Here is a 23,357-nt window from a genome sequence, read left to right as displayed (position 1 = left end):
TTATGGAAATTCCCGATTTTTTCTAATATCATAAACCATATCAATTTTGTTGTTTATAAATCGATTGGAACATATATCGCTGTTTCAAAGTTTCTTAGTTGGACATCAAAATTGTTTTGTTTGTAATCGATAAAACCTACGCCAACCCGCCAATTGATAGGACCAAATGGTACTTCCCAAAAAAAGTAATAAGATTGTGCATACTTCGAGGAAGTATTCACTCGGCCTTTGAGTAGCGTGCTTAAAGCGTAAAGTTCTAATGGATTTAATTGTCCGTTGGTAAGTGAATTGAACATATAAATAGAAATGGGATCTAACGATTTTGGTGTTATTTCACCTTGGAGAGCAGAATAGAGTCCAAGCATTTCAAGATTGTTTCCTGTTGATAAGTTGCCGAGAAGATAAGCACGGTATGGATCTCGATCAATATTTCCTGTACTTAGGAGGGAATATCTTCCGATCATATCAATTTTACTATCTAATGTTGGACCTCCATTTAAAAATATTAGGCTATTATTTTGAAGTGCTTGTCCGTTATTAAAATCGCTTGTACCTTTGATGTTTACTTGAGAGATTCCGTATCCAAATCCAATACGAAATTTATCTGATCCTTTTTCACCAATATACATTACTGGTAAAAACATTGAATAAGATCCTTTTGTTTCTGTGCCAATATTTGAAGTGTAGTTACTGCTAGAATTATCTCCTTCCTGAGAAGCAGCAAATTCGTTTCTTTTTAATACTTGGCTGGTTTGTTCGAATTTGCCATTTCGATTAAACAAAAAGAATCCAACGTATTCGCTGACTTGCCATTCCGGTGATTTTAGATCAAAGAAAAACCTGAGATTTTTACCTATCGATGTATCGTTTGTCATACTCGCCGTACTGCCATAAGGCGTTGTCATTGTTGTGTTGTAAGTTGTAATCTGAAGACCTGGATAAATGGTCAAAAATTTGGGACCGTCTTTCTTTTTGAGAGTGAATGTGTAAGGATCTTTAGTTGCCTCTTGGGAACTAAGGATTTCCGGTGGCCTTTCTTGTGAGATTAATGGACAAACTCCGAGAAGGAAAAACAATAACAAGTTCCGGAAATTCATAACTCGTGCAAAGTGTAATCATTGTTAATTCAAATCAACTAAATTTTTAAAATGGCTTAAGTTTCTTTATATTTTCTTTAATTCCTGCAAAAAGTTTTGAATGGTATCGTCTCTATCTTTGATTTTATCAAAAAGAATTCCATAGTGATTTGTTTTGATTTCTTTACCCTGGGAATTGGGAATACTTTTTAACATAGTATTAAAGGAAGTTTTGGGCAATAGATCATCATTAGGAAACAAATTCATTTCTGTGGCACGAAGGATAAGAGTAGGTGATTTAATTTTTTCAAACTCTAGAAACTTATTTTCCTTGATTTTAGAAATTACTCTTTTGGGATCTTGGAAGAAATATTTTATTATATTAGAAAAATTCATAGAACCTCCCATCTCTTTTAATTCTTCTTCCATTACGAAACCGGGCATATGGCAAACATAACCACTATCTGTTTTATGTAATTCCAGTCGGAAGTATTCTTCGATTTCTTTGGACCATCTGGGTACAAGAGGAGAATTTTTGATTAATTTTAAATATTCCGATACTTCTGGATAAATCACGTCCAGTCTTTCAAATGATTGTTTTAATACTTTTAATACTTGGATTCTTTTGGGAAGAGAGAGGAGTCCTCCGCCATCCATCAAGATCATTGCTTTTGCAACTTCAGGGTAAAGAATCGCATAACGTAATGCAATCATACAACCGAAAGAGTGTGCGAAAAAAATAGGATTTTTGATTTTATAGTGAGCAATGATTCCTTTTAAATCTTTGATATGGTTTTGAAACCCATATCCAGAGTTTGGTTTCTCTGATTTCCCTCTGCCTCGTAAGTCATAGGATAAAACTTTATAACCCAAACGATTTAGTTGTTCTGCCAGAGGTTTCATGGAATACAAATTACCCGACAATCCATGCAAACAAACTATGGTTTGTTTATTTCCAGGCCAAATTCCTACACGGATTTGAATGCCATCTGTTACGATAGTTTCTTCCTTGTATTTTTTTGTTTTGGGAGTCTGTGTTGTTTTCCTCATGAGATAAACTTATTCAAAATTCGATTTTAGCGTAAATGAAATTTGAAAATAAATTCTGATCTGGTTTTTCTGATGAGGATTTCCAATCTCTGCTTTGTCTTTTTCGTAACCAAATTGTAACAGAAATTAATTAAATAGAATTTCTCTAAATCGATTCTGTTTGAGATGATGAAATCTGTAGGACTGGCCCAATTTGGCTTTGTCCCTTTTAATCAAACAATAAAGGTTTGTTGGTGAATCATTAATGCTTAGAGGAATGAAACGTCTCAATCGATATGAAAACAGAATTCTGAAGATTGTTAAGTTAGGTGGTAAGTTAGTTCGATTTAAACAATATGGATTTTCCACAAGAACTGCAGAAGGTTTTCGTTTTCCAATTTATGTATTAGAAATTGGAAAAGAAAAAGCGATTAAAAGAAATGTAGCAGGTCTTGTTGCTGGGGTTCATGGATTGGAGACTATTGGAATCCGAGTTTTACTCGATTTTCTGGACGATCTGTTCTCACGTAAATCCTCTGAATTGTATCGGGAAATTAAAGATGGGGAACTTGGAATCGTATGTATTCCGATTTTAAATCCGGGTGGAGTCGCGATGAAACGCAGATCAAATCCTGGTGGAGTTGATCTTATGAGAAACTCCGGTATAGAAGCAGTAAAGGCACCCTTCTTTTTCGGAGGCCATAAAATTTCGAATTTTTTCCCGTATTATCGTGGGAATGTACTACAAGCAGAATCCAAAGTATTGGACAGGTTTTATCATGAATACTTTTTGCCAGCTACAAATGTGATGATTCCTGTAATTGATATTCATTCAGGATTTGGAACGATTGATCATGTTTGGTGGCCTTATGCAGGTACTCATGAATATTGTGCCGATGAGGCATTGTTCCAAAAAATTGCAAACTATCTAACAACAAAATTTAATCATATTTTGTATCGTTTTGGTCCACAAAGTGAAACGTATACAACTCACGGGGATCTTTGGGACAGATTGTACAATCATTTTCAAAAAACAAAACTAGAAACGAATTTAACCAAATCTAGATTCCTTCCTTTAACTTTAGAAATTGGGACTTGGTCTGACATTCCATTGGATCCTTGGAAGGTATTTCGGAAACGTGGTATCTTTAATCCTGCTCGCGAAGCCAAACAAGAATCAATTATTAGTCATCGTAAATTTCTGACAGATGTTTTGCGGTTGGCTAAAACAAACCCGATTGATCTGGCCTGAGATAAATACTGATTTTCCCTTTAGTTTTAGCGAAAAATGTTATGTATAAAAGTCCAACATTTCATTTGTGTATGGAATTTGTAAAACATGGATCAACCAAAATTTAACCCTGGCAAGAGAAAACTCACCTAAGTACCAGTAATTTATGTTCCTTTTTTAATAAATAATCACTTTACCGTAAACAAAACTCTGTTATACTTTGTCCTCTGGGAATTCGAAAGGTTCTATAGGTCTGGGGAAATATGTATCAACTCAGTGAAGTGCTGAATCTTATTTTTGATAGCGTAGGTCTACTCATTACTTTGCGGTTGTTTTGGACCGACCTCATTCCCAAATTCTATTTTTTAATTTTAGGTTTTTTTTGTGTTTGGCTAAGTAATATTTTTACTGTCGTCGAAGGATTTTATTTCCCTGATTTTTTTAATATTTTAGAACATAGCTTTTACTTTGTATCTTCTCTTTTGTTTTTGATTAGTTTGAAAAAAGAAATATTGGTATCGTAACACTGGTATGAATTTTGTAGTTCTACTCAATCTATCATCTTTGATTGTCTATGTAATTGCGATTTTTTTAATTACAAAAGTTTTGATTCGTAAACCCTCTTATCGCGGTGAAGGTTTTTTTGTTTTGATTCTTGCGACCATTCCCTGTTATGTAAGTATCTCTAATTTATTCGAACATGGGTATGGGATTGATTATTTTGATGATTATGAAGGTTTTTTTAAAGATCTTTATGCAATGTTTTTATTGATTTTTTTATATGTTCATTCGGTAAAAAAAGAACAATCCAAAAGAATCGAACATGAAAGGCAAATTAAATCTGATTTACAATTAAAATCAAAACTGCTAACCGAAATTCATCATCGAGTGAATAATAATTTACAAATTATTTCTGGCCTTTTGGCAATGCAAGCTGAGTCTGAAAATGATTTAAAGTTAACAACTTCATTAGGTTTAATTCAAAATAGAATTATGGCAATTGCCTCTGTTCATAAAATTATTTATGGATCGCCAAATTTACTATATGTTGATTTGAATCTTATTTTTAATTCCATTTTAGGAAATTTAAGGATCACTTATGCAAACGAAAATAGTAAAATCGAATTGTTTGAGTCCATTGAAAAAGATTTAGAAATGGATTTAGACCGTGCGATTCCTATGGGACTTATTTTGAATGAACTTGTTTCTAATTCTTTTCGCCATGCTTTTTTAAATCGTAGTCATGGCAAAATCGAAGTTAATTTAAGTAAAGTGAATCAAAACTTTGTTTTGGCTGTAAAAGACAATGGACCTGGGATGGAAAAAATTTTTCAGGATAAGGGAATTGGTTTAACTCTGGTTCAAAATTTAGTCAAACAACTGCGTGGAACAATTAATATTTCAAACAACCTAGGTGCAAATTTTGAAATCCAATTTCCCGTTTTGAATAAAGATCAAATTCAAATTTAGTCCATTTAAATCCTTTTTAAATACTAACTATGGGACATTTACCTTTCCTGCTATATAACTGTCTCCGAATCCACCTGGACCGTCCTTTACAAAATATGATGTTATGACAATACACTGTTGGTTGTAAGTGGTTACATCAAAAGTTCTATTGTCAGTTTGGTATTCTCCTGCGGCAATGGGAGAGAAAAATTCCTTCCAAGAAAAACTTGTCGGCCCCGTACCACCGCTAGGTGTTGAGCTGTCTGCATCTAAATATAGATATTCTTCTGTCGAAGTTCCAATGGTTGTCTTTGCTGTAAAATCCATTTGGTTGCCAACTAAACCGACTGTCAAACAATGAGTTGAACAATTTCCGATCGTGGTTGGTGCATTGACACTACCAGCACAAGGAGATGGCGGGGGAGGTGGTGGAGTTGTATCAATACTACGATTTCCTTTTGCATCTGTTGTGGAGCCAACAACAATGATTTTATAAGATGCATTGAGTTCAGGAGTTAGGAACATAAAGTAATTTAGTGAATCGTTGTATGAAGTTGCAGAGATATAATTGATCACATTGAAATTGTCGGCTGCCATTGTGATGATGTTTGGTCTTCCGATATATGCATCCAGTTTTTTATAGGCACTAAGGTCTGTTCCTTGTGGAAATTTGACTCGAATGACTTGGTATTCTGTCCCGCCAATGATTGATCGATTGTTCTCATAACTTATCTGTGGCAAAGTGATGGAGTTGGGTGGAACTGCAGGTGGGTTAGGTGGTGTTGTGGATGCTTCTCGGATAGAAACAATTTTTCCTTCTTTTTTTACGGTTAAGTAGAGTTTGAACCTTCTTGTATAATCATAGTATGTGAAGGAAACGGAATTGATTTGAAAGTTATCTTCCTTATGTTGTGAATACCCAGATATTTGGTTTGTTTGTGTGTTATAAGAAATTTCATTGGGGCTACCAATGAAAGCCTCTATTGTTTCAGAGTCTTCTTTAGTTTTTTTAAGTTTATACTCTATTAATATATCTTGGAATTCTAAATTTCCATCCTTTCTATAAAAAGTTGTTAATTTTACTGATTCGAATTGATCTTCGAGAGAGGAGGTGGATTGTACCCCCAATGAACTGAAAAGTATCAGTGAGGATAAATCGCTTTTCGGGGATTGGCCATTACAGGAAATCATCTGAAATATGGCAAATAAAACGAAGATAAAATATGAGGGGCGCATCTGTCCTTTTAACAATTAAAGGAAATATTTTATTCACAAATAATTCAAGTTTTTGTTTTTTTTGCACTAAATTGACATTTGAGAACATTTGAATATATGGAATTTAGTCGACTGTCACAGGTTTGTGGGTTGAATGTAAATATTTAATGAATCTCGCTACAATTTCTGTCGGTTTTTGAACAGATTGTACATTTATTTAGAGATTTAAGATTTCGTCTAACTGCCGAACGCAGTGAGTTGCAGAATCTTTGAATGGAAATTTTCCATCGGGATCAATATAGATGGTTTCGACTCCCGCCGCCCGGCCAGCATCCAAGTCATAGACATAATCACCAATCATTACAGTTTCCTTGGGGGATGCTTTCCAGAGATCCATCAGCCGGAAGATACCTTCTGGATTTGGTTTGGGGATGGCTCGTTCCCGACAGAAAATAAAATTTGGGTCGAAGTAATCTATAAGGCCTGCTGCTTTTAATGTTTCTATTGAGTTTGAAAAACTATTCCTTGTTAGGATCCCCATTTGGTTTGTTTGGGTTTTGATGTTTCGCAATAATTCAAAACTTCCCGGGGAAGGCACTGAAGACTTTGCGATTTTAAGTTCTATTTGATTCAAGTGAATATGCTTTTTGTCTGCTTCTTCTTTGGTGAGTTTGGAAAGAGAGGTGAGTATATCGGTTTCTAAAGGAAGATTTAACTCTCGTTTTATGGCTTCAAAATCATGGTTAGCAACGGTAAGTGTGCCATCCATATCAAAGATCCAATTCTTTTTTTGTTTGAGATAACTCATTGATCAGTTCCTTTACGGTTCAGTGATTTTGGGTATGGTGTTTGAAACCATAAAATAGAAAATTCTCTCTATCCACATATTTGGTTATCAATGGAAAGCAAGACCCTAAAGAACCTCCCCCATTCCAGAGGATATCCTAAAATTTTAAAATCATTTGTATGACCAGTCAGGCGTTCCATTTATAAAATTTATTTGAAAATGAGACCTATTCTCAACAATATGGATCTATTCTCTTTTAGGAGCCTTAATTGTGAAGGCAAAAACTTGGTATCAAGTTCATATGATTCTCGGAATTTTGGGAGCTAGTTTTCTTTTGGTTTTGGGTGTGACTGGTTCTCTTCTTGTTTATGGAAAGGAATTACAATCTTTCACAGGTTCTCATTCTGTAAAACTAGGGCAGGATCGTTTGCCCTTAGATAATTTATATAAACAATTGTTAGTTCAAGTCCCAGAGGGGACTGTGGCAGGTTGGTTACTCTCTGATTTAAAAGAGGAGGCTGACCAAGTTTGGTTTCACAATTTAGAAATTCCTAGTCACGAAGTCGTTTATTTAATGAATCCCTATGATGGACAGGTCATTGGAAAATTAAAAGAAGACCGAACAGATTCTCTCTATGGATTTTTACTAGTTTTGCATTATAGTCTTTTTCTTGGTGGATTTGGGTATTGTATTATTGGTTGTGTTGCTTTTATCTATTTATTTTTAACAATCAGTGGGATAAAACTTTATAAACGATTCTGGGTGAGTTTGTTCCGTTTGCGTTGGAAAGAGAGTATGCAGATTCTATTTTCCGACTTGCACAAGTTTGTAGGTATCAATGCAGTTTGGTTCCATTTGATTTTAGCAATTACGGGAGGTTGGTGGTGTGTGCGAGATATCATAATCCTTCCTCATCCAGAAGAAGAAGTAGTCCACCATCTATGGCCTGCTCAAAATTCGATTGATCAACTGGTGGACCAAACAAAAAAAGAAATTCCTGGTTTTCGATTGGGTTATATTTCTTTCCCACACCATCCGAATGAAGCACTGATTGGACTTTATGGAAATCGATTCGATTCTTCTGGGTTGGAAAGTCGATACGGTTCCTATATTCGTTATGATGTTCAATCTAAAAATATCTTTGATAAAGTTGATATGGGAAAAGAAGGAATTCTGAATCGAGTTTTAGATTCCTTTAGACCCTTACATTTTGGAACCTTTGCTAATCATTTTAGTAAAGTGATTTGGGTGATTGGCGGTCTCTCTCCAGCGATCCTTGCGATTAGTGGGATTAGTATCTTCTATATAAAAAGAAAAAATAAAAGAAGAAGAATCCAAAAGATTCCTTTGAATTCTTCTATCTGAAATTTTAGTTATTGCCAACACTTATTTGGATCATAACAAACATAAGTGCCTTTGAATCTTTCACAAGCTTCTTTTGCATTTTTTAAATCGGTAGTTCCATAATATGCGTTTGCAGGAATTAAGTATTTATGTTCTCCTTCTGTTGTATACGCATATGGAATCAGGTCATTAATCCCATCCACTCCATCATAATGGCAAGCGGCAACTTTATCGGTAACAGCACAAGGACCGTTGAATCTTTCTACAATAATCTCAATACCAATAGCATTTCCAATGGTTGTATAGGTTTGTTCCATATCCTTTTCCCATTCTGCTTTCTTTTCTAAATAAGCAGTTGAATATTCTCGGCAAAACAAATGTGGACCATTTTTAATACTGAACCTATGGCTATAAGCCACATTGAGTCCAAGTCTCTGCGCTTCACTCATACTGTTTGCATTGATTTGTTGTAATACTAACATGGAAACCAGATCATCACTGGTGACTTTAGATTCGGGATCAAACAAATCACATTGGAATACAAAGAGTCCAATGGTAATCATGGTTAGAAGGGTTTTTGTTTTAGTTATCATAGTTGTCTCCAAAAATTTATATTTTATAAGTTAACATAAATCCATAGGTTTTGGGTGCACCTGGAACTGCTTGAAAGGTTCCATCAATATAGGAGGTAAAGTAATACCTATCATTGATGTTGTTCATATAGAGATAAGCAGAGAGAGTGTCTGTTTCATATCCGACCCTCGCATTGATTACATAGTAAGGGTCACTATAAACGGTGTTATCTGCTGCAAAATACATTTGTCCAACAGCTTGGAATTCGCTTCGAAAAAAGATTCCATATGCGTTTCTATATTGCAGGTAGCTTACAATGTCGTATTTGGGGATAAAGTGCACCCATTTGCCGTTGAAGTCTCGGTTTAAAACTGAATCATAAAACTTGTTGAAAATACCTTCGGTATAACCAGCAGAAAGTCCAAGTTTGGTATCTTTATGTGGTTTAATGAATGTTTCGAGTTCATATCCTCTGATGGTGACAAGTTCTGCATTGAGATTTATGTATTGAGAAAGGTTGATGGCTCGAACAACATGGAAGTCTTGGGTTTCTGTATAAAACTGCGTGTATTTTAATCCAAATTTTCCTTTAAAGAATTCTGATTTAATTCCTGCTTCGATGGTATCGTTGATTTCGGGTTTGAATGCAGCTTTACCAGGAATGTTGACGACGGTACTATAACCGGCGTTTTTGTAACCACGGCTAAATCCTATAAAAAACATCAAGTTTTCAATTGGTTTGTAATCAAATATAAATCTGGATACATTGTAGTTATAACGATTGTTGATTGTATATGGGTCTGACAGCACAAGAGTTTCCCCAAGTGGGTTATTGGCGGCCGAGATTCCAACGGCCTGTTCTGTATGAGAAAGGCGGCTTTCTTGTCTTTCTAGTCTTGCTCCAAGAGTAATGGTAAATTTTTCAGCAAATGTATAACTGTTGTGAGTATAAAAACTAAGGTTTTTGTCATGAAGCCTGGAGAGATTTTTTTCCCTAGTTGGTGCTACGAGTCCAGGGAAGTCATTGATGACGTAAACTTGTGCTCTATGTTCTCTTGCCTGATCAATATTTGTAATTTTGTTTGAGGAATAGATTCCAACTTTAAACTGAAGGGGATCATTTTTTTCTTTCGATTCAATATAAATATCGTTCAGGAAGGTTGTTGCTTTTTCTACATAGATGGATCTATTTTGATCCGTTGTTGTAAAATCCGAATCTGCGGTGATAGGATCAATGTCCATTTTCCGAATGGCAGAAGCGGTTTTTAAATTTGTATGTGGTAGTTTGGTTGTTGTTGCTAGAGAATAAGTGTTTCCTGTGACATTACTTTTTCCTTCATAGTCCCAATAAACCTTTCTGTCTCCATTCACTCTATTGACATAGGTACCATATAACTTAGAACAGTTGGATGGCATGGCCACACAACCTTGTAACAAGGCTTTTTCTCTTTCTGACTTTGCACCTAAGTAATTTACTAGGTTGAGGGCTCCGTCATCGAAACTTTCTGCACTAATTTGTAAATCAGCCTCAAAGATATCGTTAGGAGTGAAAAACAATCGGAATCGTCCTGCTTTTCCTTTTCTTCCATCGGGGTGAGTTTTATAAAGTTCAACGGGAACTTCATAGGGACGATTGTTTGGATAATAAAATCCAGTTATATTGGAAAGATATCCTTCACGTTCCGTTGTTTTACCGGCTATCCCAAAATATAAAGTATCTTTGATGATAGGAGCATTATAATAAGTTGATATTTCTTGTTTTTTATAATTCCCAATATCATAGGTAATTTTTCCCTCAGCTGTATTGGTTGGTTTTTTAGTGCGAATTTCAACCACACCTCCTTGGAAATTTTTTCCAAATAGTGTTGCCTGGCTTCCGCGATAAACTTCGATATTTTCTAAACCATATAACTCGGTGTTAAGTGCTACGTTATCATTTAATGGGATACCATCTAAAATTAAACCAACAGCCGGTTCACTGAAGGCGATACTTCGCATCCCTCTGATATTAAAATAAGTAAAGTTCCGCGATCCTGAATCAATGATGGAAAAATTGGGAACTTGTTTGTCGATGTCGTTCGTTCGATTGATTCCAGCGTCTTGGATGTCTTGTTCATTCAATCGACTGATGCTATTTGGGGTTCGAAGGATTTCACGATCTCTAGGGTCCTTTTTCCCAGTCACACGGATCCCTTGGTCTACTTGCCTATTCCCCGTGTTTGGATTGTTCTCTGTTCCTTCTTTCGGGATTTCAGTCTTTTTTTCTATGGTTTGCGGATGGGTTGTGGCGATGGGTAGAAGAAGAAAAGAAAAGGCGAAGATCAAGTAGTATGATTTCTGAACAATTAGCGGAGGAAAAGAGCGAATCTCTTGCAGCAAACGCTTAATAATATGAGAATGGTTCTCAAGAAGATGGGCCATATCGCCATTCCTTCGGAGCATTCGTTATTTGTCTATTATAATGATACTAAGACTCAAAATCATTTATTTAGGGTTTTCCGAAATACTTAAGGAAGAGGGAATCAGATTGGTAGGCCAAAGTTCTGAAGCCTTCGTCTAAATTTTCATGAATCAATCAAACACGATCGAAAGAACTATCTACCAAACGGGACTCCGAATTTTACTGGGAGCATTTTTGGTTTTTGCGGGAGCAGGCCACCTAACATGGCATAGAACGGAGTTTTTGGCACAAGTGCCGACTTGGTTGCCGATGGATGCGGATTTAGTCGTTCTCCTGTCTGGTGTAGTGGAAATCACCTTAGGTTTGTCTTTGATTTTTCTTAAAAGCAAACAGGTATTAGTTGGATGGGTTGTTGCTTTATTCTTTGTTCTTATTTTCCCAGGAAATATTTCTCAGTATGTCAACGGAATCAGTGCCTTTGGATTGGATACGGATAGGGCAAGGCTTATCCGTTTGTTTTTCCAACCAATCCTTGTCCTTTGGGCTGTTTGGAGTTGTGGGTCTTGGCAAGACTTTCGAGCGAAAAGAAAAGCTTAAATTGTAACTCTTGCATTTCCTTTATTAAAAGTAATTTCTGTGTTCTACGATAAGGCAGCGATTCGAGACCACTCGGATCCCTGCCTCTTCTGCTTTTTTTTCAGCTTCAGGGTTGGAAATACCGAGTTGCAACCAAATCACTTCCGTTCCGCCTAAACTTAAAATTTCATCGATAACTTCTGGGATTTTATCGGAACTTCTAAAGACATCAATAAATTTCCGATCTTCTTTGGGGACTTCCTTTAGGCTTTTGTAGATGGTAAATCCACCTACACTATGTTCTTTGGGATAAGTTCCAACCACTTCCCAACCTTTATCTCGGATGTAAACGGGAACATAATGGCTTGGTTTCGACAAGTCATTGCTGAGTCCGTAAACGGTGATTTTTTTATAGGACTCAAGGAGAGATTTGATTTCGGAATCAGCTACGTTCATAGAAGTAGTTTACTCCAGTAAACAGAAATTGCAAGTGGAATTATATATTTCCCTAATTCGCAATTGGCTTTGTAATTGTGAGATGATTCATTGTAACAAAAATTAGTTGCTGTAATTGAATTTAAAGATTCACTTTGTGGGAACGGGATTATTGAAGGCAATGAAACATGTGATGATAATAACACAACCAATGGAGATGGTTGTAATAATGCTTGTAGCGGACCGTAGAATTATATTCTTTACTTACTATGCAACGGCTTGATTTCTTAAAAAAACTATCTTTTAGTGCTTTAGTCGTGGCAGGTGTCCATTCCCAGATACGGTCGGAAACAACCAAAACGGCAGCCTCGCAACCAAAGACTCTGCCTAATTTTCTCTCCACCTATCCCATGGATGCGGCAGAAGAAATCACAACTTCGATTGTCAGAAAAATTTTTAAACCGGATATTGAATTAGATTCGTTTCTGGAATTGTTTGCAGAAGAATTGAATCTTCGTTATCCATTTGATGAAAAACGGAAAAGTTCCAGTTATCGAGAATTATATTTTGCGTCCATTCGCTCTGAGGTAGTATTTCAGATTTCCGTAATCATTGTTGAAGTTTGGCGAAATCTATGCCTTCAGATTGGATTGGAGTATTACACTCTACAAGAATTGGAATCTGATTCTAAGCAAATTCAAAATGATATACTAGAGTTTGGGAACAAGTTTAGGCTGGGTGAGATACCACATTTTATATTAGAAAATCCAGAGCGTTTGGGATTGGGAAGATCAAAGGTCTCTTTTTTTGTTACCTGGTTTGGAACTAAAAAAGAGGAAATCCTTTTTTATGACCCAACTCCTTTGCAGATGAAAAAAGAATGGAGACAGTATCTGCGAGAAGACAATTCGATGGATAACCACCAGGTCTTTTTGTTAGTTTCTTTAGAGTTTTTGGAAAATTTATTATCTCGTTTGGCTTTTTTTCAGGCAAACTGGCACCAATATGTTGTTAGGTTTTATTATCTATCCTTTGTTGAAAAAGAATTGGAAAATCAAACGAAAATCGAAAAAAAGAAAAAGACTAAGTTTCCCCTTTGGATTCGATATGTAACTTCTGAGTCTGCCGTCCAAACCATAAAAGAAAGGGCCTTCCATATGCAGAGCGGAGTGTATCATGCGATCGATAGACAACACCAACAAATGGTGGTTTCGTCTCTTGTTCAGGTGATTGGACAGGTATCTGTAGCTACAGGGGGAGATAAGGATGTATGTAAAAAGTTACGTTTTGTCAATGAATATGGTGGTATTGTAACTGTTTCTACGGCAGCAAATGCTACAGACTCTCTCCCTTTGATAGAAGACGCTCTTCGCATTTTACAAAAAGAACGTAAGTTATACTTTCCATGAGGAATTTATGAAACTAAAATTCAAGTCATTACAGTCGATCGGTGCAGAAAGAGAATCTGTCATCCAAAAACAAATTCAGAAGATTCGAAAAGAAATTTCACTATGGGACTTTTCTAGTAAAAATAAGGAAGCAAGGGAAATATTATTACGAACGAACGTTAGTTCTTTTTCTTTTTGTCGCGTACGTGTAGAAAAAGATTCAGTAGTTGCAATCGATTCTCGACTTAAGTTTGTCTCTCTTACAGTAAACAATCTAGAGAAATTATATCATTCGCAGCCGGCAAAAACTACGTTTCAAAAACAAACTTTCCTGATCAAAAAAGCGATTGTTTATTTAGACACATTACTCGCGATTTCCAAAAGAATTTTTGAAATTTCTGAATTAGAAATTCGTAAAAAAACTAAAGGTAAGGATTTACAATGGGAATTGGACTTACTGATTGATGAAGTAGATCGAATTGCGTCATTGGCTGAGTTTCGTTATCTGCATTTGTTTGGGGGAGATTATGCTAAATCTTCCAGGACTGCATCCATGTGGTTCATTAAAGAAAAAAATGGAAGTTTATTCAGAGTTTATATTGCCACAATGACATCAAAAGCTTTAGGGCTGAGATCACTAGATGGAAATTATTTGACGTTATCAAATTCCACTTTGCTTCAAAAAAAAATAGAAGAAACAATTTTGAAAATCAAGGAAGAACGAAAACAATTACAATCTGTTCTTGATTAGAATTTGAAAATTGTTTATATATATTTCCCAAGAATTATGGCAAAGAAAAGATTGTCTTAGGTTCTATATAAATTATGAAAAATCTTGAAAAAAAATTCTACGAAATGCGTAGTAAAAAGAACAATTCAACGGATGATTCGTTCGCACTCTTTGATGCATTAGAAACAGTTTCTATCGAAGATATGATAGGACGTTGGCATGGATCTGGCTTTCATACAGGACATACAATGGATGGAGCATTAGAGACATTCAATTGGTATGGAAAAGAATTTGAAGACGCAGACAATGTACATCCATTAGTGTTTAAGTCTTTTGGGAAAACTTTGTTTAAAGTAAATCCATCTTTAATGCCTGTTCGGCTAGCGACTTTGATCCCTTCGACAAGTTTATGGCCTTTGCGTTATATTTTTCTATGTGTACGATTTTTGTTTCAAACTTCGAAATCAAAAGCACGAGTTCGGAAACTTGAATTTCGTGGTAGCCTAACTGCTACTATGATTTATGATACACAACCCATACATGATGTGTTTAAAAAAGTAAACCAAGACACTTTACTTGGATGTATGGACTATAAAGGGATGAAACAACCTTTCTTTTTTGTATTAGAAAGAGATAAGTAAAAAATCACAAATCACAATTTCGGAATCGATGGTTGTGATTTGTGTTTATCCTAAAAACTTTCGTTTATTTTTCTAACCACTCAATCCCAAACTCCAAACTGGGAACGGATTTTAGTTCAACGTTTCCTGTTTTGAGTGTTTGGTCATCAATGGAAATGGCAGCAAGGGCTGAATTCGGAACCACAACGGCCATTTTTCTGAGACTAGAATTACTTGCCTTGGGGAACCAGTTGACGTTTACCCATTCCTGAGCGGAGCGTGTGACAAGGCCCATCCTTCTTGTATCTGCTAACCATTTCCGAATATTATGTTTTTCTATAATTCTTAGAGCTTCGTTTAAGATTTCTATATATTTTTCTTCGCTAAAATTGGGAGTCCAAACAACTTCTAATAGGTCTTTTTCTTTTAGATAGTAGATACTTCCAATTTCTGATCTAAATTGTAGTTTATGTGTTGTGGCATCTCTTTCTGATATCGAGGTTTCATCAGAAATTAAATCTGTTTTGAAGAGATCTACCATAGAGATCAGTTTATCTGCCGTGTTGGCAATCGCAGTGATTTTTTCTGCAAGTAGGTCGCTACTTTCAGAATTACTAAACGAAGATTGGCTAATTGATGCAACTGATGCCATTACTTCGTTTGTTGCCGTTTTGTGTTCGGTAACTGCGCCATTTATTTCTGCTGATCGTTCTTTTACAAAAATAGCTTCTTTTAGAAGTTTGTTTTTTAGGTCCTTCTGTGTTATTACAGCGGAGTGAACTTCCGCTATTTTTTCAGATATGGAATCGATATTTCCAATGATCTCTTGGATTTCCATTGTTGTTTTTTCAATCCGTTCACGACCTAAAGAAACATCGTTTTGATTTTTCTTCATTAAAGAATCAATACCTTTTACCGCATTCGCAGTTCTTTCTGCTAGTTTGGAAACTTCTTCCGCAACAACAGCAAATCCTCTCCCTGCATCACCGGCTCTCGCTGCTTCAATCGAAGCATTAAGTGCTAACATATTCACTTGTTCACTGATCTTTGCAATGACATCTACTGTCTTCGAAATTTCTAATGAACTTTGAGAGAGATTGTCCATTGCTTCGTTCATGGTGCGAAGGGTATTTTTTCCTGCTTCTGCTCGGTCAATGATGGTCTTAATGGAATCCAGAGTACTTGCGACATGTTCTCCTGTTTTATCGATAGCTAACGAAAGATGGTCTACTTCTCCAGTTAGGTTATTCATACTAAGAGAGTTATTCTCTGCGATATTTGATATAGATACTGCCACACCAGAAATTTCTTCAATTGATGCAGATACTTCTTCTGTTGCAGCAGACTGCGATTGTAAATTGCTGGAAAAGTCTAAAGTCACCAATTTCATTTTTTGAGAATCAGATGATAGGGTGTCGGCAGAGGTTTTGATGTGTTGGATGAGTTCACCTTGTGCTTGTAACATTCTATGAAAGCTATGATAGAACTCGGCTAATAAATCGTCTTCTTTGAATGCTAACCTAGTCTGTAGATTGCCAAGTCCTACTTCCTTAAATGCAATTTCTAGTTTCCCAAAAATCTTTTGAAACCAGGAGCTGAATCCCAGACCAAAGATAAGTCCAAATACAATCAAGATCCCAATTTCGAAAGAGAAAATGATTCTTAAGTTTTCAGAAGGTATCTTCTGGAGTTGTAACAACAGATTGATGCAAAGAGATAATAAAAACCCGAAGGCAAAGAAGGAGAGGACAAAATATAATTTGAGTTTTGAATGCATAGGTTTGCTTCTCCCAGTTTTTATGATAACAAACGAGATGCTAGTCTAAAACTCGAAAATGGAATTTTTGACTTTAGTTTTTTCTTAGGTCCTTCTTTGAAGGAGACATAATGAAAAATTCTTGGATGGAAAACTCTAATTGGTTGGCAACAAATCGCATGGTGTCATTCCCATATCTCTCTTGGATCCGAGTCAGAGTTTTTTCCAATTCTTCGAAAGCTTTTGTATCACTTGGAACTTCAATCAACATAGAAAGATCGTTTTGATTTGTTTCTTTATGTTCTGATAGAAAACGGATTTTTGATTTCGTGAGTATGGAATCTTTGTGATTTGTAATCGCAATTGCTTTTGATTTGTATGTTCGAGAATAAGAATCCGCAATGAGTGCTAAGGAAATTTCATCCATTCCATCGTAGATTGAAATCCCAATCGTTTCGTAATTCCAAAAAGATACCAGGTTCTTTGCTGTAGCGAGATATTGATTCCAATCAAAATTAAATTCAGAACTATTATGCTTGGGACTCCAATCGGCAACTCCCAAGTCTTTTGCGATTCTTTCTGTTTTATTTTTTCCTGCGATTGATTCAACCAGACCTAAAGAGATAGGAATAGATGCTGTCACTCCGGTTGTGGTAATGATCTTTTCGTCCTGAATGTATCTTTCATTTTGAATCCATTCTGTGTCAGAAAAACTTTTCTTTAAGTTTTCTTTTGAATACCAATGCCCAGTGGCTTTTCTATTTTTTAATAATCCAGCATGGCCTAAGGTCCAAACTCCATCACAGATACCTACAATAGTGGCACCCGTTCTATATTGTTTTTGAATCCATTTTATAATAGTTATGTTTTCTGCATTATGAATGGCAGGGACAATGACGAGGTCAGCCCCTTCCGGATGAAGAAGCTCAAAATCGTTTATGGAAGTATCTATTTCTATAGAAAGGGATGGAAACATATTTATTTTTCCTCTGTTAGGTGCTATTGCATAAATTTCCGAAATCTCTGCTCGTTTTAAAACTCCATAAGGAACGATAAAATCGGTAAGTTCAGTGTATTGGTTTTCTCCGATCACAACGATTACAGGTTTTTTGTGGGTTGGTTTTATAGATAATTTTGCTAAATGATTATTCCCTGAAAGTTTGGGGTTGGCAAATACTTGGGAATGACTGGATCCAAATATAAAAACAAAAATCCATACGACTGTTTGGAATTTACTTTTGTGAATTTGAGTTTGTTGGGAGACTCTGATTGAAAGTTGATTCATATAAGAATGATCTTCTAAAATTTTGAATCTGTCGTCCGTTTGGATACGGAAGGACTAAAAACTGTCCTAAGATTAGAAAAAAATAGACAACTATCTTTTTATTTTCCTTAATTGTGTAATGAATTTAATTCCTTTTGCGGGAGCTGTTCTTTCTTTTGTAATACTCCTTTCTTATTGGATGGAAACATACCTAGCGGGAAGGGCAAAAAATTCTACCTATCAACCAAAAGAAATTTCGGTAAATCCTTCTAAAGTGAATTTAAGGGTCAATTTTTTTTATCGGTATTCCCCAAGTTTTCTATTTTTATCATTAACCATTTTGCAACTTCATATATACGGAGAACTTTCACAAAAAATCGATTCCAATTCTATTTTCTTTGGGATTCATATTCCTTGTTTACTCCTTCTCGGGCCTTTCTCTTATCTCTTTTTTGAAGAGATAAGTGGGGGAGAGGTCCATAAAATCAATCAATTCCATTTTTTACCTAGTTTTCTCAGTGTTTTCTATATATTTCTTTTTCGAGTGATTGAGTATTTTCCCCTTTCTTCTTTCGGCCCAATCCTTTTTTATCATTATTTTTCTGAAATTAATTTGGTTTTGTTAGGGATCGGTGTCCTTTCTATTCTTTGTTACTCTCTCTTTTTTATGGTTCGAATGTTAGTTTGGAAAATGAATTCTGAAACTGTTTTTGAATTTTCTTTTTTGCCATTTTTCTTTCTTTTTCTATATTCGATTTTTGTAATCATTTTGTTTGTGTTGGCTCAATTGTTTTATATGAAGATGTTTCTGTTTGCTTGTTTTTCTTTAACTTCTCTTTTGGGATTTTTAATCATATTAAAAATAAACCATAAGGAACTCATTCCAAACTTCAGAACAGAGACAAGGTTTGCTCGTTACAAAGAAAGTCGTGTGAAAGGAATTGATGTTTTGTTTGTGCTGAGACGATTAGATGATCTTATGAATATAAATAAGTTATATTTAAATGAAAAGCTGACATTGGCATCTCTGGCAAAAGAACTGGATTTAAATACCCATCAACTTTCTGAGATTTTAAACACAAGGTTAGATCAAACTTTTCGTAATTACATAAATCAATTTCGTTTACAAGAGGCGGCTAGACTTTTGAAGGAACGAAAAGATATGGCAATCATAAATGTTATTTATTCTTCCGGATTTAACTCCAAATCAGCTTTTCATAAACTCTTTCAAAATCGTTATGGAGTTTCTCCGCAGTCGTATCGTTCAGAATGAGATTATTTTTTCTTTTTGGTTATAGGTTTCTTTTTCGATTTTTGTTTTAACGGTTTTTCTTTTAGAATTGCAGCAAAGTATTCGCCAATCACAGAATCTGACCAAGACCTTGCTCTAAACCCTTGAAAGTAAGCAATATGGCTTCCTCTTTTTGTATGTACGTGGATTGTGTTGGGAAGTGTTTCTAACCAATGTAGATTTTCGATTACATTTTGATTTACGCAGATAGGATCGTCAGCTGCATTTAATACAAGTAAGGGTGTTTTTATCTTCTGAGCAACTAACACTGGATTTGAATGGTAATAATAGTTTTCTTTACTTCTAAACCCAGAAACAGTATGTAATTTATCTTGAAATTCTCCAATAGTTTTGATTTGTAAGAGTTCTTCCATTCCTTTGAGATTAGCAAAACTTTCATAATGGGTTTTTAAAAAATAATTAATTAATCTTTGGCCCATAATTTTACTATAAACAGGATGGACTCGGTGGAAGGCTTTTTCAATATCATAAGCTGGAGAAACGGCAACGGCAGCCGCAAACTGACTTTTGATTCCTGCCTCACCTAAATAACGAGCAAGTAGGCCAGAACCGGCTGAAATGCCAACACCAAACATCTGTCTATTGGGAAATTTCTTTTGAATATAAGATAATTGTTCTTTTAGGTCGGAAGTGGAACCCATTGTATTAATTTTTGGTGTTGTCAGAGGAAGATTACCATGCCCTCTGCGAATACAAACAACTACAATCCAGCCGTATGTCTGTCTTAAATAATTAACAATTGATTTGATATCCTGCTCATCTCCACTGATGGTGTGAAAGACAACAACAATAGGAGTTTCTGGTTGTGATGATTCTGAATGGATACCTGACCAAGCAAGTCCGGTGATCCCCCCATCTTTCATTTTTAATTGTTCTAGTTTGTCATATACAAATGGTTTTGTGCGATACTCTTTGAACATGAGAAGGAGTAACATTAAGTGTTGATTGAAACACCAGAAAGTTGGATAGTATTTATTTGTTAAATGTGGAGACCTTTCAATCACACGGAATAGAAAATCTGATTCGCTAAATCGAAGAACAGGCGTTTCTACGACTTCCAAAAAATAATACGATACGAAACCTAAACTGCAAATAAGAAAAAAGGTAAGTAAAAGATGGTTCGTAATTAGTTCCATTGTTTACTCCTATTGATAGGTAATTTTTGCATTTAGTTTTTGCATAAATTCAATATCAAATTTAACCACTTTTCTATCATAAGTGACAAGTCCATTGATCTCTTCTTCTACGTCACTAACTTGTGTGTAGATTGATGCACTTAGGCCTTGGTCGATTAAGGGAACTAGTTGATTTTCAATTAAGTCCGTGTATTCTTTTTCTAAACTTGTTTTATCTGGAAGGATTTTGTATCCAAAAAGTTTGTTTTCATCATACACGTGACCATCCGTTTTTAAAGAGTATCCTCCAAATTCGGACAAAACAATAACTCTTGTCTCGTTTTTTGGTAATTTTAATTTTTGGTAATAGAGATGTAGACTTTTTAGATCACTTGAATTTTTACCTTGGTCATACCAACCACTTACGCTATCGATGGTTCTTGTATTGTCTAATTTTCTTAATTTTTCTGTGAGTTTGACACTATCAAATTGTCCCCATCCCTCATTAAAAAGTACCCAAACGGAAAGAGATACTGTATTCTTTAATAGATTTACGGTTTCATCCATTTCGGAAATAAACTCGTCTCTACCTGACTCGTCCTTTCTATTTAAAAATTTGTATTTTGTATCTTTGGTTTTCCAGCCAATAAATGGTAAGTAAGCAACTTTCCAAGTTTCATAAGCACCACCACCACAAACAAAATCTTGCCAAACTAAAATTCCCAAGCGATCGCAATGATAATACCAACGTAATGGTTCTATTTTAATATGTTTACGCAACATGTTAAAACCCATATCTTTCATTAGTTTGATTTCTTTTTCCATCTCTTCGTCGCTAGGTGGCGTGAGTAAACCTTCTGACCAATATCCCTGATCAAGAAGTCCGTTGTGAAAGTATGGTTTATTGTTCAGAAATAATCTTTTGAATTTCCCATCAAATCCTATGGAAAATTTTCTCATTCCAAAATAGGATCTGACCGTATCTCCATCCGTTTTGATAAGAATTTCATAGAGTTTAGGATTTTCAGGAGACCAAAGTTCCATATTAGGGATTTTTATGTCGACCCTTTTTCCGGAAGTTTCTGCTATGATCGTTTCGCCATCAAATATTTGTATGGTGGGACTGATACCTGCAGTAGTTAAAAGGATTTCTACAGATTCGGTATCAATGTTAGGTGTGATTTTGATGTCTTGGATATAATCTTTAGAAACACTTTCGATCCAAACAGTTTGCCAAATTCCTGACTGCGGAGTGTACCAGATTCCACCTCTTTTTAACTTTTGTTTTCCTCTGGATTGAACTCCAGTGTCTGTTGGATCAGTTACTTTTAACTCAATTTTGTTTTTACCAACATTGATATATGGAGTTATATCAAATTGAAATGGTAAAAATCCGCCTTTGTGTGACCCTACCTCCTTCTCATTGATATAACAAACGCAAGAATAATCAACAGCACCAAAGTGAAGTATAGTAATGTCTTTGATGAAAGAATCGGTAAGTTCAAATTCGCGTTCGTAAATCAATTCTTCATCTGGTTGGAGGATAAAACTTCCAAGTCCACTCGCTTTCGATTCAGGTGAAAAGGGAACATTGATTTTATATTGTTTTTTTGTGTCACTGCCAAGGGAAGAGTGACTTAAATTCCACTCTCCATTTAAATTGAGATAACTATTTCGTTCCAGTTGAGGGCGTGGGTATTCGGTATGAGCAATTTTCATTAAGTCTGTTTACCTCGAAAGAGTAGAGAGATAGGGATAAAGATTAAAAAACAAAAGATGGCACCAAACAAAAAGATTTCCGGTGAAGGAACGTGTGCAGTTAATCCATTAACTGGATCTATATAAGTGAGATTGGTCCTTTCGTTAATTGTTTCTCCAATCATCGGGCCTATGTACATAGGAATCAAAACAAAAAAAATCATTCGTATCCCTTGTAGTTTCCCAGTATTCTCTGCTGGTGTATTGTCTCGTATTTGGGCCCCAAGTAGGGCTAATACTTGTACAAAACCTGTAATTAAAATAAGACTTGTGATGGTAGTAAACCACATGGTTTGTGTTTTCATTTTTAAGTCAATGGTTTTGGACATTATGTATAAAGATAACATCCCTAAGATATAGAGAATGGAAAAATAGATTAATAGCTTGTCTTTGTTTTTACCATCAAAACTTTTTCCCAGAAAAATTGTAATGATACTGGCTCCAAGGATAACACAAGCAAGTACAATCGAATACTGAATTACATCAAATTGTAAATACTCTTGCATATAGATAATGAGGTAGGGCATATAAATTTGGCTTGCGATTCCGTAAATTCCCATAGCGAAAAAATATAAATATAACTTTCTATGGTTTGTGATGACACTCCATCTAAACCCGTAACTAATATCGGAGACAAAGTTTGTGTTTTGTTTCTCTAGGTTTGGATTGTCTTTGATCAACCAAAGACCAATGATCCCCGAAAGAGACATCATAGTTCCAACACTTACAAATAATCCAGGATATCCAAGAGCTGTCACAATCATTCCGAATCCACCGGCGACAATTAACATTGCTACTAGTGGCATTGCTGAAAGAACTCCTTCTGCAAGACTTCTCGCATTCCCTGTGTTATCTGTTATATAGGCATTGAAGGCGGCGTCATTAGCAGTGGATCCAAACGCAGTCATAATACAGTCGAGTGTGATGACTATCGTAATGGTTAGGTTTATGATTTGAGTGGTGTCAGATATCTGAAACCAATTGGAAGTATTTTCTTTAGAAATAAAGGCAAAAGAAAGTGTTAGAAGGCCCCAAAGTAAATAACCAATGGAAATAAAATGCTTTCGATTGCCCGCTTTATCTGTTAAGATCCCAGCGATTAAAGTGGTGAAAGTTGCCACAATCCCGCTAAGTTGCACCATAAGAGTAACAGAAGATGTACTCTTTGTAATGGTGTTGTAAATGAAAAGGTTGAAATACATATTCTCGACAGACCAAGCAATTTGTCCAACGAGCCCAAATAGAATCAGCACGGACCAAAGGCGTCCGCCCAAATTATGATTGTTCATGATCGCTT

Annotated in this window: 22 protein-coding genes; 10 read left to right on the top strand and 12 right to left on the bottom strand. The window is 35.5% G+C overall.

The window, feature by feature from the left end:
• Positions 1-53 precede the first annotated feature (53 nt).
• Positions 54-1,097 carry a hypothetical protein gene (locus CH361_RS15795; RefSeq protein ID WP_244279918.1) on the bottom strand — a complete coding sequence of 348 codons (1,044 nt, stop codon included), beginning with the start codon at positions 1,095-1,097 and terminating at the stop codon, positions 54-56.
• 66 nt (positions 1,098-1,163) lie between these two features.
• Positions 1,164-2,126, bottom strand: coding sequence for an alpha/beta hydrolase (locus tag CH361_RS15790; protein ID WP_100791767.1), 963 nt, complete (start codon positions 2,124-2,126; stop codon positions 1,164-1,166).
• Between the two features lie 244 nt (positions 2,127-2,370).
• On the opposite strand from CH361_RS15790, the gene CH361_RS15785 reads away from it, so the two are divergent.
• The 3 genes from CH361_RS15785 to CH361_RS15775 all read left to right on the top strand — a co-directional run bounded on the left by CH361_RS15785 (position 2,371) and on the right by CH361_RS15775 (position 4,806).
• On the top strand, positions 2,371-3,357 hold the full coding sequence (locus CH361_RS15785) for a M14 family zinc carboxypeptidase (protein ID WP_100791766.1): 987 nt from the start codon (positions 2,371-2,373) through the stop codon (positions 3,355-3,357).
• A 242-nt stretch (positions 3,358-3,599) separates the two neighbouring features.
• A complete protein-coding gene (locus CH361_RS15780; protein WP_100791765.1) occupies positions 3,600-3,860 on the top strand; it encodes a hypothetical protein in 261 nt (86 codons plus the stop codon).
• A gap of 7 nt (positions 3,861-3,867) precedes the next feature.
• Complete coding sequence (locus CH361_RS15775) at positions 3,868-4,806, top strand: sensor histidine kinase (protein ID WP_100791764.1); 939 nt, start codon at positions 3,868-3,870, stop codon at positions 4,804-4,806.
• Positions 4,807-4,833: 27 nt separating this feature from the next.
• Here the strand turns inward: CH361_RS15775 and CH361_RS15770 are convergent, their stop codons facing one another.
• Together CH361_RS15770 and CH361_RS15765 are read right to left on the bottom strand one after the other, a co-directional pair.
• Positions 4,834-6,021: a hypothetical protein gene (locus tag CH361_RS15770; RefSeq protein WP_100791763.1), complete on the bottom strand. Its 1,188-nt coding sequence runs from the start codon at positions 6,019-6,021 to the stop codon at positions 4,834-4,836.
• Between the two features lie 196 nt (positions 6,022-6,217).
• Positions 6,218-6,808: an HAD family hydrolase gene (locus CH361_RS15765; RefSeq protein WP_100791762.1), complete on the bottom strand. Its 591-nt coding sequence runs from the start codon at positions 6,806-6,808 to the stop codon at positions 6,218-6,220.
• A 250-nt stretch (positions 6,809-7,058) separates the two neighbouring features.
• On the opposite strand from CH361_RS15765, the gene CH361_RS15760 reads away from it, so the two are divergent.
• On the top strand, positions 7,059-8,153 hold the full coding sequence (locus CH361_RS15760) for a PepSY-associated TM helix domain-containing protein (protein ID WP_208861450.1): 1,095 nt from the start codon (positions 7,059-7,061) through the stop codon (positions 8,151-8,153).
• An 8-nt stretch (positions 8,154-8,161) separates the two neighbouring features.
• Here the strand turns inward: CH361_RS15760 and CH361_RS15755 are convergent, their stop codons facing one another.
• Together CH361_RS15755 and CH361_RS15750 are read right to left on the bottom strand one after the other, a co-directional pair.
• The gene (locus CH361_RS15755; RefSeq protein WP_100791761.1) at positions 8,162-8,725 is read right to left on the bottom strand and encodes an LIC_11695 family lipoprotein; all 564 of its coding nucleotides are present in this window, start codon (positions 8,723-8,725) and stop codon (positions 8,162-8,164) included.
• Positions 8,726-8,741: 16 nt separating this feature from the next.
• Positions 8,742-11,126 (bottom strand): TonB-dependent receptor, encoded by a 2,385-nt coding sequence (locus CH361_RS15750; protein ID WP_100791760.1) that lies wholly within the window; start codon positions 11,124-11,126, stop codon positions 8,742-8,744.
• Positions 11,127-11,271: 145 nt separating this feature from the next.
• Between CH361_RS15750 and CH361_RS15745 the strand changes: the two genes are divergently transcribed.
• The gene (locus CH361_RS15745) at positions 11,272-11,703 is read left to right on the top strand and encodes a DoxX family protein (protein WP_100791759.1); all 432 of its coding nucleotides are present in this window, start codon (positions 11,272-11,274) and stop codon (positions 11,701-11,703) included.
• Positions 11,704-11,727: 24 nt separating this feature from the next.
• On the opposite strand, the gene CH361_RS15740 is transcribed toward CH361_RS15745, so the two are convergent.
• Entirely contained in the window at positions 11,728-12,138 is a 411-nt protein-coding gene (locus tag CH361_RS15740; protein ID WP_100791758.1) for a CoA-binding protein, read from the bottom strand.
• A gap of 114 nt (positions 12,139-12,252) precedes the next feature.
• Here CH361_RS15740 and CH361_RS15735 point away from each other — a divergent pair, with 114 nt between their 5' ends.
• The 4 genes from CH361_RS15735 (at position 12,253) to CH361_RS15720 (ending at position 14,876) form a co-directional block, all read left to right on the top strand.
• A complete protein-coding gene (locus CH361_RS15735; protein WP_279627940.1) occupies positions 12,253-12,366 on the top strand; it encodes a DUF4215 domain-containing protein in 114 nt (37 codons plus the stop codon).
• Between the two features lie 20 nt (positions 12,367-12,386).
• A complete protein-coding gene (locus CH361_RS15730) occupies positions 12,387-13,526 on the top strand; it encodes a hypothetical protein (RefSeq protein ID WP_100791757.1) in 1,140 nt (379 codons plus the stop codon).
• A gap of 7 nt (positions 13,527-13,533) precedes the next feature.
• Positions 13,534-14,256 carry a flagellar filament core protein flaB2 domain protein gene (locus CH361_RS15725; protein WP_100791756.1) on the top strand — a complete coding sequence of 241 codons (723 nt, stop codon included), beginning with the start codon at positions 13,534-13,536 and terminating at the stop codon, positions 14,254-14,256.
• Positions 14,257-14,330: 74 nt separating this feature from the next.
• Positions 14,331-14,876, top strand: coding sequence for a DUF4334 domain-containing protein (locus tag CH361_RS15720; protein WP_100791755.1), 546 nt, complete (start codon positions 14,331-14,333; stop codon positions 14,874-14,876).
• 64 nt (positions 14,877-14,940) lie between these two features.
• Here the strand turns inward: CH361_RS15720 and CH361_RS15715 are convergent, their stop codons facing one another.
• Together CH361_RS15715 and CH361_RS15710 are read right to left on the bottom strand one after the other, a co-directional pair.
• On the bottom strand, positions 14,941-16,632 hold the full coding sequence (locus tag CH361_RS15715) for a methyl-accepting chemotaxis protein (protein WP_100791754.1): 1,692 nt from the start codon (positions 16,630-16,632) through the stop codon (positions 14,941-14,943).
• A gap of 73 nt (positions 16,633-16,705) precedes the next feature.
• Positions 16,706-17,896, bottom strand: a complete 1,191-nt coding sequence (locus CH361_RS15710; RefSeq protein WP_100791753.1) for a DJ-1/PfpI family protein — start codon at positions 17,894-17,896, stop codon at positions 16,706-16,708.
• A gap of 118 nt (positions 17,897-18,014) precedes the next feature.
• Between CH361_RS15710 and CH361_RS15705 the strand changes: the two genes are divergently transcribed.
• Entirely contained in the window at positions 18,015-19,148 is a 1,134-nt protein-coding gene (locus CH361_RS15705; protein WP_100791752.1) for an AraC family transcriptional regulator, read from the top strand.
• Positions 19,149-19,150: 2 nt separating this feature from the next.
• Here the strand turns inward: CH361_RS15705 and CH361_RS15700 are convergent, their stop codons facing one another.
• From CH361_RS15700 to CH361_RS15690, 3 genes are read right to left on the bottom strand one after another with little or no spacing between them, the layout of a single operon-like run.
• Positions 19,151-20,323, bottom strand: coding sequence for a YheT family hydrolase (locus CH361_RS15700; protein ID WP_100791751.1), 1,173 nt, complete (start codon positions 20,321-20,323; stop codon positions 19,151-19,153).
• A gap of 9 nt (positions 20,324-20,332) precedes the next feature.
• Positions 20,333-22,021, bottom strand: coding sequence for a glycoside hydrolase family 2 protein (locus tag CH361_RS15695; protein ID WP_100791750.1), 1,689 nt, complete (start codon positions 22,019-22,021; stop codon positions 20,333-20,335).
• A complete protein-coding gene (locus CH361_RS15690) occupies positions 22,021-23,349 on the bottom strand; it encodes an MFS transporter (protein WP_100791749.1) in 1,329 nt (442 codons plus the stop codon). The genes CH361_RS15695 and CH361_RS15690 overlap by 1 nt, the downstream gene beginning before the upstream one ends.
• Positions 23,350-23,357: the final 8 nt, after the last annotated feature.

This window comes from Leptospira brenneri (assembly GCF_002812125.1).
Taxonomy (GTDB): domain Bacteria; phylum Spirochaetota; class Leptospiria; order Leptospirales; family Leptospiraceae; genus Leptospira_A; species Leptospira_A brenneri.
Note: the sequence above shows the minus strand (reverse complement) of the source record. Positions and strands in the feature narration are given on the sequence as shown.

Coding starts and splice junctions, on each gene's coding strand:
- CH361_RS15795 (WP_244279918.1), bottom strand. CDS start 1,097: ATGAATTTCCGGAACTTGTTATTGTTTTTCCTTCTCGGAGTTTGTCCA.
- CH361_RS15790 (WP_100791767.1), bottom strand. CDS start 2,126: ATGAGGAAAACAACACAGACTCCCAAAACAAAAAAATACAAGGAAGAA.
- CH361_RS15785 (WP_100791766.1), top strand. CDS start 2,371: ATGCTTAGAGGAATGAAACGTCTCAATCGATATGAAAACAGAATTCTG.
- CH361_RS15780 (WP_100791765.1), top strand. CDS start 3,600: ATGTATCAACTCAGTGAAGTGCTGAATCTTATTTTTGATAGCGTAGGT.
- CH361_RS15775 (WP_100791764.1), top strand. CDS start 3,868: ATGAATTTTGTAGTTCTACTCAATCTATCATCTTTGATTGTCTATGTA.
- CH361_RS15770 (WP_100791763.1), bottom strand. CDS start 6,021: ATGCGCCCCTCATATTTTATCTTCGTTTTATTTGCCATATTTCAGATG.
- CH361_RS15765 (WP_100791762.1), bottom strand. CDS start 6,808: ATGAGTTATCTCAAACAAAAAAAGAATTGGATCTTTGATATGGATGGC.
- CH361_RS15755 (WP_100791761.1), bottom strand. CDS start 8,725: ATGATAACTAAAACAAAAACCCTTCTAACCATGATTACCATTGGACTC.
- CH361_RS15750 (WP_100791760.1), bottom strand. CDS start 11,126: ATGGCCCATCTTCTTGAGAACCATTCTCATATTATTAAGCGTTTGCTG.
- CH361_RS15745 (WP_100791759.1), top strand. CDS start 11,272: ATGAATCAATCAAACACGATCGAAAGAACTATCTACCAAACGGGACTC.
- CH361_RS15740 (WP_100791758.1), bottom strand. CDS start 12,138: ATGAACGTAGCTGATTCCGAAATCAAATCTCTCCTTGAGTCCTATAAA.
- CH361_RS15730 (WP_100791757.1), top strand. CDS start 12,387: ATGCAACGGCTTGATTTCTTAAAAAAACTATCTTTTAGTGCTTTAGTC.
- CH361_RS15725 (WP_100791756.1), top strand. CDS start 13,534: ATGAAACTAAAATTCAAGTCATTACAGTCGATCGGTGCAGAAAGAGAA.
- CH361_RS15720 (WP_100791755.1), top strand. CDS start 14,331: ATGAAAAATCTTGAAAAAAAATTCTACGAAATGCGTAGTAAAAAGAAC.
- CH361_RS15715 (WP_100791754.1), bottom strand. CDS start 16,632: ATGCATTCAAAACTCAAATTATATTTTGTCCTCTCCTTCTTTGCCTTC.
- CH361_RS15710 (WP_100791753.1), bottom strand. CDS start 17,896: ATGAATCAACTTTCAATCAGAGTCTCCCAACAAACTCAAATTCACAAA.
- CH361_RS15705 (WP_100791752.1), top strand. CDS start 18,015: ATGAATTTAATTCCTTTTGCGGGAGCTGTTCTTTCTTTTGTAATACTC.
- CH361_RS15700 (WP_100791751.1), bottom strand. CDS start 20,323: ATGGAACTAATTACGAACCATCTTTTACTTACCTTTTTTCTTATTTGC.
- CH361_RS15695 (WP_100791750.1), bottom strand. CDS start 22,021: ATGAAAATTGCTCATACCGAATACCCACGCCCTCAACTGGAACGAAAT.
- CH361_RS15690 (WP_100791749.1), bottom strand. CDS start 23,349: ATGAACAATCATAATTTGGGCGGACGCCTTTGGTCCGTGCTGATTCTA.